Raw genomic sequence first — 13,939 nt, forward strand, 5'->3', positions numbered from 1 at the left:
CCGGTGCCGCCCCGCAGATGGCGCACGGCGGCCGCGGCAACGAAGGCGGCCGCGTCGGGCGGGCCGCCCGGCGGCCGCCGCCCCGGGGTCCCGCCGTCCCTCAGCCGCGCTTCGCGACGACGGCGTCCAGGAGCCGCTCCCGGTCCTCTGCCGTCGCCGGACGGGCGTGCCGCACGAGCTCCTCGACGACTCGGGGGGAGGTCTGCTCGTCCTCCGGCTTGGAGTAGTCGGGGGCGACGTCGAGGGAGACCCCGCTGCCGTCGTCCAGTGTCAGCTCGGCCCCGTACAGCCGACCGTCCTCCTTCACCAGCAGGCGCGACCCGCCGTCCGCCTCCTCGCAGGTGAATCCCCGGATCGAGCACATGGTGTTGCCCTCCGCGGTGCCCTCCCCGCCCCAGTCGCCGGCCGGGATGTGGCGGAGTGTGGCGTGGTCGCCGTTGGCGTCCACGTAGGCGACGTCGAGGTACTCGTCCTCGGAGTTCCAACTCAACCCGTCGACGCGCCAGCCGCCGCCGTCGACGACCGCGAGTTCTCCGCCGTAGGCGTCGATGTCGTCCTGGACGGCCCCGCGGGCCGACATCCCGGCGAGCAGCGGGGCGGCCGCGACGAGCCCGGCGATCGGCAGGACGAGCAGGGCGGCAGCGGCCCACATGGGCATCCGCGCCCCGCGCACGGTGACGACCGCCGTCGCGGCGGTCGCCGACGCGACCAGCAGCGCGCTCGCTGCGACCGGCAGCTGGTCGTCGAGCGGATTCCCGGCGAAGGCCGTGGCCGCGGCCGCGGCCACGGCGAGTGCGGCACCCGCCACCACGGTCTTCCAGACGGCACCGGGCCGGGCCCCGGGTGTCGCGCGCACCAGCGCGCGCAGCGCCAGCACGCAGCCCAGCAGCGATACCGCGACGAGGACGGCGAGGAACGCGACGAGCACGCTCGCGCCGAGCGCCTCGCCGGTTCCCGGAGAGAGGGCCCAGGCGAGGGCGAGGAGCGCGAGCCCGAACGGTGCGAACACGGCCACGGCGAGGGCCAGCAGCCCGATCCCCGCGCCGAGGGCCGCGGCCTTCAGCGTCGCGGCGCCGCCGGGGCGCGTCGGCGCCCACTCCCCGTTCGGTAGTCCCGTACCGGCCATCGCACACCGTCCCCTGGTTCGCGCCTGCGGCGTATCGGTCCGCCGCGGCTGGTCGCAGTGGCCAACCGTATGTCCACCGGTCCGCCCCGCCAACGGCGCGACTACTCGGTTCCGAGCGGGCAACGTACTCAGACGGCGGTGCGCACGGCAAGCCGCGGCCAGGCGCGGAGCGGACCCAGCGGTGGCGCGCCCGCCGCGCAGACTGCATCATGGTCTCTCGCCGCTGCCCCCGGACCGATTCTGCGAGGACGACCGTGCACCGAACACAGCGGCCGCCCATGTCGCCCCTTGCCGACGGCGACCCCGCTCGCCTCGGCCCGTTCCAGGTGCAGGGGCGGCTGGGGGCCGGCGGCATGGGGGTCGTCTACGGTGCGACCGGCCCCGATGGGCGGTGGGTGGCGCTCAAGCTCATCCGCGCCGAGTACACCGGCGACGCCGAGTTCCGCGACCGGTTCGCCCGCGAGGTCGCGCTCATGTCGCGGGTACGGGCTGCCTGCATCGCGCCGGTGATCGCCGCCGAGACCGACCGGGGCCAGCCGTGGTACGCCACCCCCTACATCCCCGGCCCGACTCTGGACGCGCAGGTGAAGGCCGCGGGCCCGCTCCCGTTGGGGCAGGTCGAGGCGTTGGCCGTCGGGCTGGCCGAGGCGGTGGCGGCGATCCACGCCGCCGGGATCGTGCACCGCGACCTCAAACCCGCCAACGTCATCCTGGCGCCTGACGGCCCCAAGGTGCTGGACTTCGGGATCGCGCGCGCGGTCGACGAGAGCGCCATCACCCGCACCGGCGGGCTGGTGGGCTCGCCCGGTTGGATGAGCCCTGAGCGCTTCCGCGGGGCCACCGGGCCCGAGGCCGACGTCTTCGCATGGGGCGCGATGGTGGCCTACGCGGTCCTGGGCCGCCCCCCGTTCGGCACCGGCGCCGCCGAGACCCTGATGTACCGGATCCTGAACGAGGAGCCGGACCTCGACGGCCTGCCGGCCGGCCTCACCGGACCGGTGGTGCCGGCGCTGGACAAGGACCCCGCTCGGCGCCCGCCGGCCGCCCGGTTGATCCCGCTGCTCACCGGCGGCACGGAGGCCCTTGGCCCGGTCGACGCCACCGAGGTGGCGACGACCCTCATCGAGCAGCAGTGGACCCCTGTCCCGCAGGAGGACGGGCCGCCGGTACCCGCCCCCGGACCGGGCGGCCGCCCGCCGCCCGCACCGGGGCCGCCGACCCGCCGTCCGGGCCCGCACCCGCCCGCTGCCGCCCGGCGCCGCCGGACCGCGGTGCCGGCACTCGCCGCGGCGCTCCTCGTGCTGGTGCTGCTCGGCGGGAGCGCGGCCTGGTTCGCCTACCGCGGGACCGGCGGCGCGAAGGACGGCGCGCAGGACGGCGGGCCCGCGCTCCAGAAACTCGTGGACCAGGGCTACGCCAGGGTCGGATTCAGCGAGTGGGCCCCCATCTCGTTCACCAACACGGAGGGCAGGCCCACCGGGTACTCCATCGAGGTCGCCCGCGCGGTCTTCAAGGACCTGGGGGTACCGCAGGTCAAGGCCGAGGTCCACACGTTCGACAGCCTGCTGCCCGGCCTGCGGGCCGATCGGTTCGACGCGGTGTCCGCGGGGATGGCCGTCACGCCCGAACGGTGCGAGCGGGCCGCCTTCGCCGACCCCGACGCGAAGTACACCACCTCGTTCGTCGTCAAGAAGGGCAATCCGAAGAAGGTCGGCGGCGGTACGGAGTTCACCGCTCCCGGGATGCGGCTCGCCGTGGTCAACGGGACCGCCGAAGGCGACGCCGCCGCGTCGGAAGCCTCGGGAGCCCGGGACCCGCTGCGGGTCAACGACCTCGACGCCGGAATGCGGGCGGTGCGGAGCGAGCAGGCCGCCGCCGTCGCCGCCGAATCCGTGGTGGCACGGTGGACGCTGCGGCACAGCCCCGCCGACGACCTCCAGGTCGTCTCGCCGCCCGCGCCGCTCGGCCCGGACCGGCCGGCGGAGTCCCACATGGCGATGGCCTTCGCGGGCGGCGACACCGAGCTCGCGGCGGCGGTCAACGACCGGCTCGCGGCGATGCGCCGGGACGGCCGGATGCAGGACATCGGCGCGAGGTTCGGCATGAGCGAGCGCGAGCTCCCCGACGACGGCGTCACGGCGGAGAGCCTGTGCTCCTGACCCGCCCGGCATGGCCGCGCCCGCGGCGGGGGCGCGGGCCGCGCGGTGTCAGGCGGGGAGGGCGGACTTCATCCGCTGGAACTCCGGGCTCTCGATGACGTGGATGCCGCTCTTGCCGTCGATCGGGGCGCTGTCCATGGCGTCCATCGCGCTGAGGCGGCCGTTGTGCCACCACAGGAGCTGGTCGGTCACCGGCCGGTCCTCGGCGGTGAAGCGCTGGTACACCAGCCACATCATCGGCAGGATCGCCAGTGAGCGCTGCGACATCAGCGGCGCGAACAGGATCGAGTTCAGGCCGGGCAGCATCGCGACGGCCCCGAACGGGGTGGGTGCCGGCAGCACGTCGCCCAAGCGCATGACGTGCGACGAGCCCGCCCAGTCCGCACCGTAGAGTGTGTAGAGCGGCACGTCGGCGGTCGACTCGTTGGGGGTGACGGTCACCGGTTCGGCGGCCAGGTTCCGCAACGCGGCGAACCAGACGTCGTGCTTGGCGACACCCCACGCGTGCAGGTGGTCGCGTCCGATGACGACCGTCTCGGTGCGCCCCATCTTCACGCACATGACGGCCGTGCACCGCGCGCTGACCGAGTAGGCCAGCGAGTTGCCGCCCATCGCGCGCGGGTCGTCGACCATCATCACCCGCACGTGCGGCGCCACAGCGGGGAAGGGGTCGCGCATGATCCGCGCGCGCACGTCGTCGGCCCGGCCGTGCAGGAAGTTGTAGCTCATGGGGCGGAGGCGGTCCTTACTCACCGAGGGGATCGAGGGGCGCCGCACGCGGAACGGGCGACGCGCAAGCAGCATAGGCAACGTCCGCGCAACGCCCGGACCGCCAGGCCCGAGTGAGGACGGCGGCCGACCACCCGGCCGCCGACCGGCCCTTCCCGCCCGCGCCAGACCCTGCTCTTACCCGCTCCCTGCCCTGGGCGGGGCGAGATGGGAACCGGGTGCGGTGCGCCCGGCGCCGGGTCCGGCGATCGGGGCACCGCACCGCCGGGCTCAGCCCTCGTACTCGCGGAGGTACTCCGCGAAGCCCTCGAGGCCGTCGATGTTGCGGGGCCCGCTGATCGCCTCGTTGTAGTCGAGGATGTAGAAGTTCTCGTCGCGCACCGCGGGGAGGTCCTTCGTGGCCGGGGCGGACGCCAGGAAGTCGATCTTCTCCTCTGCGGGCTGGTCGCCGTAGTCCATGATGACGACGATCTCGGGCTGGGACTCCACGACCGACTCCCAGCCCACCTCCGTCCACCGCTCGTCCAGGTCGGAGAAGACGTTCTCGCCCCCGGCCCGCGCGATGATCTCGTTCGGCGGGACCTGGTTGCCGGCGGTGAAGGGCTTGTCGGTGCCGGAGTCGTAGAGGAACACCTTCGGCGGATCGCCCTTCGGCGCGCGCTTCTCGACCGCCGCGACGCGGTCCCGCAGCGACGCGACGACCTCGTCGGCCTTCTTCTCGGCGCCGAAGATGGCGCCCATGCGCTCCAGGTCGGTGTACAGGCCCTCGAACGGCGCCGTCCGCATGGGATGGCCCGGGTAGTTGTAGCAGGTCTCACTGTGCATGAAGCTCTGGATACCCAGGCCGTCGAGGATCTCGGGGGTGATACCCCGTTCCTCGCTGAACCCCGACTGCCACCCGGCGACGACGAAGTCGGACTCCGCGTCGACGACGAGCTCCTTGTTGAGGAGGTCGTCGCTGAGCATGTCGGTCGCCGCGTAGTCGGCCGCCCAGGGGGACTCCTCGACGGGCGGGTTCGCCGGCGGCATGACGTACCCGCGGACCGAATCGGCGAGGCCGAGGGCGAACATCTTGTCGGCGCTGCCCGCCTCGTAGACGACGGCCCGTTCCGGGCGCCGGTACTCCACCTCCTCCCCGCAGCGTTCGACGGTCACGGGCGCGGGCGCGCCGGCCTCCTCGGCGACGCGCGCGCCGCACCCGCACAGGAGCACGGCCGACGCGGCGATCGGGAGGAGCGCCTTCGCGGGCGGCCGCGTGCGGCGTCGGCTGGTCTCGGTCATCGTGGGGATCCTTCCGCCGTTGGCTGGGTGGCCTGCGTGGCCTGCGTGGCCTGCGTGGCCTGCGTGGACTGCGTGGACTGCGTGGACTGCGTGGGCTGCGTGGACTGCGTGGGCTGCGTGGGCTGCGTGGGCTGCGTGGGCTGGGTCGCGAACGAGTAGAGGAGTTGCGGGTCGCCGGTCAGGGGGTGCGCGACCACGCTCGCCCGGACGCCGAAGACCTCGTGGACGAGTTCGGGGGTGAGCACGTCGGCGGGCGGGCCCGCGGCGACCAGTGAGCCCTCGGAGAGCACGCCGATGCGGTCGCACACCGCCGCGGCGAGGTTCAGGTCGTGCAGCACGACCAGCACGGTCCGGCCGGAGTCCGCCAGGAGGGAGAGCAGTTCGAGCTGGTGGCGGATGTCGAGGTGGTTGGTCGGCTCGTCCAGCACCAGCACGGGCGCCTCCTGGACCAGTGCCCGGGCGACCAGCACACGCTGGCGCTCCCCGCCGGAGAGGGACAGCACGCCGCGGTGGGCGAGGTGCGCGATGTCGAGCCGCTCCATCGCCCGGCGGCACAGCTCCCGCTCCCTGGCGCCGAGGGTCTGGTTCCCCCGCAGGTGGGGCGTCCGTCCGAGGGCGACGATCTCCGCCACGGTGAAGTCCAGGTCGGTGCTGCTCTCCTGGGTGAGTGCCGCGACGGTCCGGGCGCGTTCTCGGAGGGTGCCGGCCGCGAGGTCGGCGCCGCCCACCCGGACGGCCCCGCTACTGGGGCGCAGCGCCCGGTAGACGCACTTCAGCGCGGTCGACTTGCCACTGCCGTTGGGCCCGACGAGTCCGACCACCTGCCCGGGCGCGGCGTCCAGGGACAGCTCCCTGACCAGCATCGCCCCGCCGACCTCGACCGAGACCGCGTCCAGTCGGAGATCCATCTCAGCGCCCTCCGAACAGGTAGCCCTTGCGGCGCATCATCGTGATGAACACCGGCACGCCGACCAGTGCGGTGATGACGCCGAGGGGGAGCTCGCGGGGCGCGACGAGCGTGCGCGCGACGAGGTCGGCCCACACCATGAAGACGGCGCCCGCCAACGGGGTGACGGCGAGCACCCGGGCGTGCCCGGCGCCCACAGCGATGCGCACGAGGTGCGGCATGATCAGGCCGACGAACCCGATCGCCCCGCTGACCGCCACGACGGCGCCGGTCATGAGCGAGGTGACGACGAACAGGCCCTTGCGCAGGGCCGAGGCGTCCACCCCGAGGCTCGCCGCCGTCTCGTCGCCCAGCGACATCACGTCCAGGGAGCGGGCGTACCTGCGCAGCACCACGAGGCCCGCGCCGACCGTGATCGCGACGACCGGCAGCGATCCCCAGGTGGCGGCCCCGAAACCGCCCATCGTCCAGAACAGCACCGTGTTCGTCGCCTCCCCGTCGGGCGCCAGGTAGACCATTACGCTCATCAGCGCCTGGAACCCGTAGGCCATCGCGACCCCGGTGAGCACGAGCCGCAGCGGGGTCACCCCCATGCGGCTGTAGGAGACGGCGTAGACGACGGCGGACGCCGCCAGCGCCCCGAGGAACGCGCCGGCGGAGAGCGCGTAGACCCCGAACGACGTGAGCACGCCGAAGGTGGTCACCGCGACGGCGCCGACCGACGCGCCGGAGGAGATGCCGAGGACGAACGGGTCGGCGAGCGCGTTGCGGACCATCGCCTGGACGGCCGCGCCGACGGCGCCCAGCCCGGCGCCGACCACCGCGGCCAGGAGCACGCGCGGCGTCCGCACCTGCCAGACGACCTGGTAGGTCGCGACCTCGTCCGGCGCGATGGCGCCGCCCGAGAGCGCCGCCCACAGGTAGCGCACGGTCTCGGCGGGCGGCACGGGCGCGGGGCCGAGCCCGATGGCGGCGACGGTCGAGCACGCCAGCGCTGCGAGCAGGGCGGCGACGAGCAGTGCCGGGAACGCGGGAGGGGGCGGCCGGGGCGCCGCGCCCGTCGGCCCGGCCGGTTCGCCGCCGGCCGCCGACCGGCGTTCCGTGGTGGCCGTGGGGCGGGAGAAAGGGGGCATACTGGAGGATCATAGACGATGACGATAACCGTTTTCATTTCGACCTCGTGGTCGAGCGCCGTACCCCGACCATGGAGACCCCGATGAGCGAGCCGACACGGTGACCGGCCACCCCGCAGCCCCGGCGTCCGGTACCGCCCCCGCCGACCCGGCCGATGCCGTGCCGGGCGACCTGGCGATGATCCGCGCCCTCTGGCCGGTCCTGCTGGCGTCGGCCGCGGGGCTGCTGCCCTTCACGGTCTTCGGCACCTTCCTCGTGCCCATCGCCGAAGGCGCCGACGAGACCGTCGCCGCGGTGGGCGGCCTGCGCGGGCTCGGCGGCCTCGCCGCACTCGCCGTCGGGGTGGCGCTCGCCCCGCTGATCGACCGGCTGCCCAAGGAGTGGACCGCCGCCGCGGGGCTGCTGCTGCTCGGGCTCTCCTCGGCCCTCGGCGCGACCGGCTCCTTTCTCGCGCTCACGGCGTTCTGCCTGCTGGTCGGCGCCGCCACGTCGATGCTGAACCCGGCGCTCACCGCCGCGGCGGCCGACCGGTTCGGGTCGGGCGGCGCGGCCGGCCGCGCCGCCACCCTCGTGACCGCGACGCAGTCGCTCACCGCCATGCTCGCCGCCCCCGTGATCGCGCTCCCGGCCCTGGTCTGGGGGTGGCAGGGGACCCTCAGCGCCGTCGCGGCGGCCTCGCTGCTGCTCGGCGCGCTCTTCCTGGTGCGGCGGCGCTCCGCGGCGCGGGCGGCGGAGCGTCCCCGGATCGGCTACCTGGCGACGTTCCGCGCGCTCCTGGCGATACCGGGGGCCGTGCCGCTACTGCTGATCGCGTTCCTGCGCACCGCCGCCTTCATGGGCTACCTCGCCTACCTCGCCGCGTTCTACGACGCGCGGTTCGGCCTGACCCCGGAGGTGTTCGCACTGGTGTGGACGCTCAGCGGCGGCTCGTTCTTCGTCGGCAACTACCTCTCGGGCCGCCTCGCCAACGCCGCGCCCCCCAGGATCGGCACCGAGGCGCTGCTCACGCTGGGCCTGGTGCTCGCGGCGGCGAGCACCCTGGGATTCGCGTTCACGACGTCGCTGCCGCTCGCGCTGGCGCTGACGGCCCTACAGGCGGTCGGCCACGCGGTCGTCGCGGCGTGCGTGGTCAGCCTGCTCGTGCGCCGGAGCGGGGAACTGCGCGGGTCGGCCCTCGCGGTGAACGCCGCGGGGATGAGCCTCGGCGTCTTCGCCGGGGCCGCGCTCGGCGGGGCCGGACTCGCTGCCGCCGGCCTCACCGGCGCCGGTACCGCACTGGGCTGCTGCGTCCTCGCCGCGCTCGTCGCCTCCCGGTGGGTCCGCCCCGCCCGCTGAGAACGCCCGCTGTGCCGGGGCGGGCGGGGCGGGCGCGCCGCGGCGGGAACGGGGCCGCCCGGCGGTAGCCTGCCTGCGTGTCTTCCATCACCGAGCCGGCCGTCCGCGACTTCCTCCAGCAGGGCACGCGCACCGGCAAGATCGCCTACACCTCGTCCGACGGCCGCCCGCTGGTGGCGCCGATCTGGTTCATCGTCGACGGCGACGAACTGGTCTTCAACACCGGCAAGGACACCGCGAAGGGGCGCTCGCTGGCCCGCGATCCGCGCGTGGCCCTCACCGTCGACCTGGAGGCGCCGCCTTACGCGTTCGTCCAGGTCCAGGGCGACGCCGTCCTCTCGGAGGACGCCGGCGAGCTCGTCAGCACGGCGACGGCCATCGCCCGGCGCTACATGGGCCCCGACCGCGCCGAGGAGTTCGGGCGCCGCAACGGCGTCCCCGGCGAACTGGTCGTCCGCATCCGCCCCAGCAAGGTGATCGCGCACTTCGACATGGCCGGGTAACCCCGCCCCCACCCCGATCCCCCCGCTCCGGCAGCGCGGGACGAACCCCGGTGCGGCCTGGTCGCCCGACGGCCGACAGCAGCCGACCGGGCCGCGGGGCGGGCCCGTGGACCGCCCCGCGGCAGGGCCTCAGGCGGCGAATCCGTCGATGCGGAACTGCATCACGCGGTAGGGCCAGCCGGGGTCGAGCTCTGGGGTGTCGGTGCCGGTGTTCCACTGGCTGACGGTGAGGTGCAGGGTCTCCAGGGTCGACCCGGGGATGATGTAGCCGCCGTAGACCTGGGCGACCTTGGAGTCGTCCTCGTCGCCCCAGGCGGTGTTCCTGATCAGCATCGTGCGCGGGGCCGTCGTCAGGTCGGCGTCGGGCCGGTCGACGACGATGCCCTCGATCCCGCTGTTGTCGGGATGGTTGTTGAAGAAGGTGAGCACCCATTTGCCGCCGAGCGGCCGCAGGCACATCTCGCCCATTTCGATGCGCTGGTCGGCGTCCATGACGGGTGTCGGCGGGTTCCCCCAGGCCCAGCCGCCTTCGGCGGCGCCCCACGACTCATAGGCCTCGGGGTTCTCGATGTGGTCCCGGTGCACCCGGAAGTGGTACATCTTCCGCATCCTGCGGCCGAACTCGGTGGAGTAGATGTGCACCCACCCGTCGTCGCCGAGTGCCCAGGTGAGCAGCTGGAACGGGTTGGGGTCGGCCTCGGTCCCGCGGAATCCGGCGTCGAACAGGGCGACGGGCTCGGTGCCCCAGGTCTGCCCGTTGTCGGTGGACTTCCACAGCTCCGTGCGGGTCACCTTGCCGAGTTCCTCGTTGGCCATGGCGTGCAGGTAGATGGTGTCGCCGATCACCACGGCGTCCGACGGCAGCACCGTGAACGCGCCGACGTGCTCGTAGGGCCAGAGCTGCTCGGCGGTGTCGCCGCCGACGGCCCCGGTCCACCGCACGCCGCCGGCGACGTCCGAGGCGTCGGCGTAGAGGGCGGTCGGTGAGCGCCAGAAGTCCTGCGGGTCGGGTCCTCTGGCGTGCTCGTAGGAGTCGCCGAACACGAACAGCAGGCGGCCGTCCGGGGTCGTGACGGGGATCCCGAGGTCGGTGGACGCCATGCGGAACCGGTCGGTCAGGCCGGGACCGGTGAGGTCGGCGACCTTCGCGGAAACGGGCGCCCGCGCCTTCTCGCCGCCCCCGACGAGGCCGGCCATCGCCGACCGCCCCTGCGGCCCGCCGAACAGGGCCCCGGCGCCGACCGCCAGTCCGGCGCCCGCCGCGGCCTTGAAGAACGTCGAGCGCCGCATCGGCGCCCGGGACGCGCCGCGGCGTGTTTGCCCGTCGTCACCTTCGCCAGCCCGCATGCATACCCCCATACCGAGAAATCGATTTCACATCGAAGCATCGCGGTATGGCCGTGTCAACCGCGACGAATCAGGCCGAAACAGCCTGAAACGCAGCGGATTCCGCCGTCCCGCCAGCCGGACCACCGCCCCGAGCCGGCCGGGGCCGGATCCGGCCCCCGTCCCACATTCCGCACCGCAGATCCCGGGTTTCCCCACCGAATCCCCACGTCCTACCCCGGTGACGATGAAATCGCCGCAAAGGAGGGCTAAAAGGGACGCGCGGCGGCGCGGCCCCCGCGGCGCCCCGGTGCTTCGGTGGACTCGGGACACCGCGCCGCTGCTCAGAGCGGGGCCCGCGACGAGGGGGAGCGATGGCCGAGCCGATGACCGGCGGGCGGGACCGGCCGCCATGGACGACGAAGGCGCGATGGCTGCCGCTCGGGGTCACCCTCGGCATGATCGCCCTGCTGGCGCTCGGGCTGCCCCTGCTGAACGCGCTGCTCCCCGATAGCGAACCGGTCCCCGCCGACCGGAGCATGCGGATCGCCTCGGGCGGCGGGCACGACGCCACACTGACGTTCGACCCGGGCTGGGCACTGCACCCCGATTCGAGCCAAGAGGGGCAGAACTACCTGTTCAGCCGCAATCACGTGCGGCTCGTGCTGAACACCGTGACCCCGCACGACGGTTCCCCCGACAGCGCGGCTGACCTGTGGAGCGGGATGCGGAAGATCGTCCGCGTCTCCGATCCCGCCACGCGCCTGGGCGAACCGCGACCCGTCGCATCCGACAGCGGTGCCACCGGGCTGTCCGGCTCGGCGCGCACCGACACCGAGGCGGGGACGGCGGGCGTCTTCCCCGCCCCCGGGCGGGACTTCGCCGTGGAGATGGTGGTGATGAGCGGCCCCGAGGCGACGGCGGCCGACGTGGAGGCCGCCAAGCGCGCGGTCCGTTCGATCAGGTTCACCGAGCACCATGGAGGCGCGCCATGAGCCACGCCCGCCCGTACCCGGGAACGGCACCGCCCGCTCAGCCGACGGTCCCACCGCAGAGGGCATCGGGCCCGTGGGAGTCCGGCCCGCAGCGCGGCGCCGGCGCGAGCCCCCGCCACGCGCGCGCCGCGCTCCCCGCCCTCACCGCGCGCCTCGCCTACATCGTGCTGTGCGCCGCCGGGCTGGTGATCCTGCTGCGCCAGTACGGCCCGGCCGCGCGGGTCTTCCCCGTGGAAGCCGTGACGGCGTTCGTACTCCTGGCGGCGGCGCTGGCCATCGGCGCTTGGGCACTGTGCAGGATCCGGCCGGTGCGCCCGCCGTCGGCGGGGTCCGCGGCGGCCGCAGTGGCGTGGGGGGTCACCGCCCCCGTCGGCCTCGCCATGGTCGCCAACCAGGCGCTGATCGGGATGTGGTCGAAGGGCGCGGGGCTGGCCTTCGCGGCGGACTGGGCGCCGGCGCTGTCGGCCCCGCTCAACGAGGAAGTGCTCAAGCTCGCCGGCGTCGTGCTCATCGCCGTCGCCGCGCCGTGGGCGGTGCGGGGGCCCGTCGACGGCTTCATCCTCGGCGCGCTCGTCGGGCTGGGCTTCCAGATGGTCGAGAACGCCACCTACGCCCTCAACCTGGTGATGCAGCAGGGCGCGACGGACGGCCTGCAATCGACCCTCCTGTCCGTCGTGCTGCGCGTCGGGCTCACCGGCCTCGGCACACACTGGGCGATGTCCGCCGTCGCGGGGACGGCGGTCGGGATACTCGCGGCGGAGCGGTGGCGCCCCGGACGGCGCCGCGCAGCGGGCGCGGCAGTGCTCGTGCTGGTGGCGGTGGCGCTGCACTGGTTCTTCGACGCGCCGCTGCTCGGCGGTTCGGTGGCGGGGACGCTGGTCAAGGTCGCCGCGGGGTTCTGCACCGCGATGGTGGTCTACTTCGCCGTGCGGCACGGCTACCGGCGCCGCGTCCGCCGCGCCCTCGCCGACGCGGGCGAGGCGCTCGATCTGCACCGCTCCGACGCGCTGGCGCTGGCCCGGCGGAGCGGGCGGCGCAAGGCGCTGCTCCGCGTCCCCCTGCCCGACCGCCCGGCCGCCGAGTCGCGGCAGCGCGAACTGCTCGCCACCGCCGAACGCCGGGCCGACGCCGAAGAGTAGAACACCGCCACGCGCGGCACCAACGTGGGCGGTATGGCGTGTGGTCCGCGGGTGGACTTTCGGGCCCGCCAAGGTCCGTCCGGCCACGGGGGTTCTCTGAGGCCGGTCCGCAGACGGACCGGCCCCAAGAAGCCCGTCCGATCCGGCCAGGGCGCGGAGCCCCGCCCGCCGTGGTCGCTTCCCCACTTTGAACAGGTGCCGTAGGGGACATTGCCCGGGCTTCAGCGCGTCGAGTGCAGGCGCGGCGGGTGGGGCCGAGCGGCCGGGATGCGGCGGACGGGACGGGGCGGGCGGGTCAGCTCGCCTGGATCTCGCCGCCCGTCGGGGTGAGGGTCTCCCCCGTGTAGAACGACGAGAGGCGCCCACTCGCGAAGAACACGTACGACGGTGCGATCTCGTCGGGGTCGGCGGCGCGCCCCATGGGCGACTGCTCTCCGAATCCCGCCACTTTCTCCTCCGGAAGGGTCGCCGGGATCAGCGGGGTCCACACCGGACCGGGCGCGACGCAGTTCACCCGCACGCCCCGATCCAGGTAGTGCTGGGCGAGCGACGAGGCCAGGTTCATGGCGGCGGCCTTGCTCGACGCGTAGTCGATCAGGCTCTTGTTGCCGCGCAGCCCGTTGATCGAGCCGGTGATGACGACCGATCCGCCGCTGGGCAGCAGCGGCACCGCCGCGCGCAGCAGCCAGAACACGCTGTAGACGTTCACCTGGAAGGTGCGCGTGAGCTGCTCGGTGGTCAGCTCGGCGAAGTCGGCCACAGCGGCCTGGGTGGCGTGGTGCAGGACCAGGACGTCCAGCCCGCCCAGGCCCGACTCGGCCCGGGCCACGACGTCGGCGCAGTGTCCCTCGTCGGCCAGGTCGCCGGGGATGGTCACGCAGGTCCGCCCGGCCTTCTCGACCAGGGACGCGGTGTGCGCGGCGTCGTCGTGCTCGTCGAGGTAGGCGATGGCGACGTCGGCGCCCTCCTTGGCGAACGCCGCTGCGACGGCCCGCCCGATCCCGGAGTCGCCCCCGGTGATCAGTGCCCGCGCGCCGTTCAGGAGCCCGCTGCCCTGGTAGCCGCGCATCTCATCGCGCGGCCGCGGGTTCATCGGCTCCGTGCGCCCCGGGTAGGACTGCGTTTGGCCTTCGATTCCACTCACGGTGTGCTCCCTTTCCGTGGCCGTGCCTGTGCCGCCGCTGTCCGATCCGCCGCGGGCGGGCGGTCCACCGCCAACGGCCGGTCCACCGCGAACGGCCGGTCCAACGCCAACGGCCGGTCCAACGCCAACGGCCGGTCCACCGTGGGTGTCCGGTCGCGGCC

At 74.1% G+C, this 13,939-nt stretch carries 11 protein-coding genes and 1 pseudogene; 5 read left to right on the top strand and 7 right to left on the bottom strand.

All coding sequences use genetic code 11. The features are described from left to right. Positions 1-100 precede the first annotated feature (100 nt). Entirely contained in the window at positions 101-1,126 is a 1,026-nt protein-coding gene (locus CLV63_RS09255; protein WP_106582526.1) for a hypothetical protein, read from the bottom strand. Between the two features lie 254 nt (positions 1,127-1,380). Here CLV63_RS09255 and CLV63_RS33505 point away from each other — a divergent pair, with 254 nt between their 5' ends. Then, positions 1,381-3,285: a serine/threonine-protein kinase gene (locus CLV63_RS33505; RefSeq protein WP_245928677.1), complete on the top strand. Its 1,905-nt coding sequence runs from the start codon at positions 1,381-1,383 to the stop codon at positions 3,283-3,285. A gap of 48 nt (positions 3,286-3,333) precedes the next feature. Here the strand turns inward: CLV63_RS33505 and CLV63_RS09265 are convergent, their stop codons facing one another. From CLV63_RS09265 to CLV63_RS09280, 4 genes and pseudogenes are all read right to left on the bottom strand, one after another. After that, complete coding sequence (locus tag CLV63_RS09265; protein ID WP_146165537.1) at positions 3,334-4,089, bottom strand: hypothetical protein; 756 nt, start codon at positions 4,087-4,089, stop codon at positions 3,334-3,336. Positions 4,090-4,284: 195 nt separating this feature from the next. Further along, positions 4,285-5,295: an ABC transporter substrate-binding protein gene (locus CLV63_RS09270; protein WP_106582528.1), complete on the bottom strand. Its 1,011-nt coding sequence runs from the start codon at positions 5,293-5,295 to the stop codon at positions 4,285-4,287. A gap of 155 nt (positions 5,296-5,450) precedes the next feature. After that, positions 5,451-6,203, bottom strand: a pseudogene (locus tag CLV63_RS09275) (ABC transporter ATP-binding protein); the annotation flags it as partial. Between the two features lies 1 nt (position 6,204). After that, the gene (locus CLV63_RS09280; protein ID WP_106582530.1) at positions 6,205-7,335 is read right to left on the bottom strand and encodes a FecCD family ABC transporter permease; all 1,131 of its coding nucleotides are present in this window, start codon (positions 7,333-7,335) and stop codon (positions 6,205-6,207) included. Positions 7,336-7,435: 100 nt separating this feature from the next. Here CLV63_RS09280 and CLV63_RS09285 point away from each other — a divergent pair, with 100 nt between their 5' ends. Beyond that, entirely contained in the window at positions 7,436-8,671 is a 1,236-nt protein-coding gene (locus CLV63_RS09285) for an MFS transporter (RefSeq protein ID WP_211301227.1), read from the top strand. A gap of 77 nt (positions 8,672-8,748) precedes the next feature. Then, on the top strand, positions 8,749-9,174 hold the full coding sequence (locus tag CLV63_RS09290; protein WP_106582531.1) for a PPOX class F420-dependent oxidoreductase: 426 nt from the start codon (positions 8,749-8,751) through the stop codon (positions 9,172-9,174). A 129-nt stretch (positions 9,175-9,303) separates the two neighbouring features. On the opposite strand, the gene CLV63_RS09295 is transcribed toward CLV63_RS09290, so the two are convergent. After that, positions 9,304-10,464, bottom strand: coding sequence for a DUF4185 domain-containing protein (locus CLV63_RS09295; protein ID WP_106582532.1), 1,161 nt, complete (start codon positions 10,462-10,464; stop codon positions 9,304-9,306). A gap of 410 nt (positions 10,465-10,874) precedes the next feature. Here CLV63_RS09295 and CLV63_RS09300 point away from each other — a divergent pair, with 410 nt between their 5' ends. Continuing rightward, positions 10,875-11,495, top strand: a complete 621-nt coding sequence (locus tag CLV63_RS09300; protein ID WP_106582533.1) for a hypothetical protein — start codon at positions 10,875-10,877, stop codon at positions 11,493-11,495. After that, entirely contained in the window at positions 11,492-12,634 is a 1,143-nt protein-coding gene (locus CLV63_RS09305) for a PrsW family glutamic-type intramembrane protease (RefSeq protein WP_106582534.1), read from the top strand. The genes CLV63_RS09300 and CLV63_RS09305 overlap by 4 nt, the downstream gene beginning before the upstream one ends. 295 nt (positions 12,635-12,929) lie before the next feature. Here CLV63_RS09305 and CLV63_RS09310 read toward each other — a convergent pair whose 3' ends face one another. Further along, positions 12,930-13,727, bottom strand: coding sequence for an SDR family oxidoreductase (locus CLV63_RS09310; RefSeq protein WP_106582535.1), 798 nt, complete (start codon positions 13,725-13,727; stop codon positions 12,930-12,932). Positions 13,728-13,939: the final 212 nt, after the last annotated feature.

The sequence above is a fragment of the Murinocardiopsis flavida genome (genome assembly GCF_003014485.1).
In the GTDB taxonomy this organism is placed as follows: domain Bacteria; phylum Actinomycetota; class Actinomycetes; order Streptosporangiales; family Streptosporangiaceae; genus Murinocardiopsis; species Murinocardiopsis flavida.

Excerpts from the sequence above, each read along its gene's own strand:
- CLV63_RS09295 (WP_106582532.1), bottom strand. The coding sequence starts at position 10,464 with ATGCGGCGCTCGACGTTCTTCAAGGCCGCGGCGGGCGCCGGACTGGCG.
- CLV63_RS09270 (WP_106582528.1), bottom strand. The coding sequence starts at position 5,295 with ATGACCGAGACCAGCCGACGCCGCACGCGGCCGCCCGCGAAGGCGCTC.
- CLV63_RS09305 (WP_106582534.1), top strand. The coding sequence starts at position 11,492 with ATGAGCCACGCCCGCCCGTACCCGGGAACGGCACCGCCCGCTCAGCCG.
- CLV63_RS09300 (WP_106582533.1), top strand. The coding sequence starts at position 10,875 with ATGGCCGAGCCGATGACCGGCGGGCGGGACCGGCCGCCATGGACGACG.
- CLV63_RS09280 (WP_106582530.1), bottom strand. The coding sequence starts at position 7,335 with ATGCCCCCTTTCTCCCGCCCCACGGCCACCACGGAACGCCGGTCGGCG.
- CLV63_RS09310 (WP_106582535.1), bottom strand. The coding sequence starts at position 13,727 with ATGAACCCGCGGCCGCGCGATGAGATGCGCGGCTACCAGGGCAGCGGG.
- CLV63_RS09255 (WP_106582526.1), bottom strand. The coding sequence starts at position 1,126 with ATGGCCGGTACGGGACTACCGAACGGGGAGTGGGCGCCGACGCGCCCC.
- CLV63_RS09265 (WP_146165537.1), bottom strand. The coding sequence starts at position 4,089 with ATGCTGCTTGCGCGTCGCCCGTTCCGCGTGCGGCGCCCCTCGATCCCC.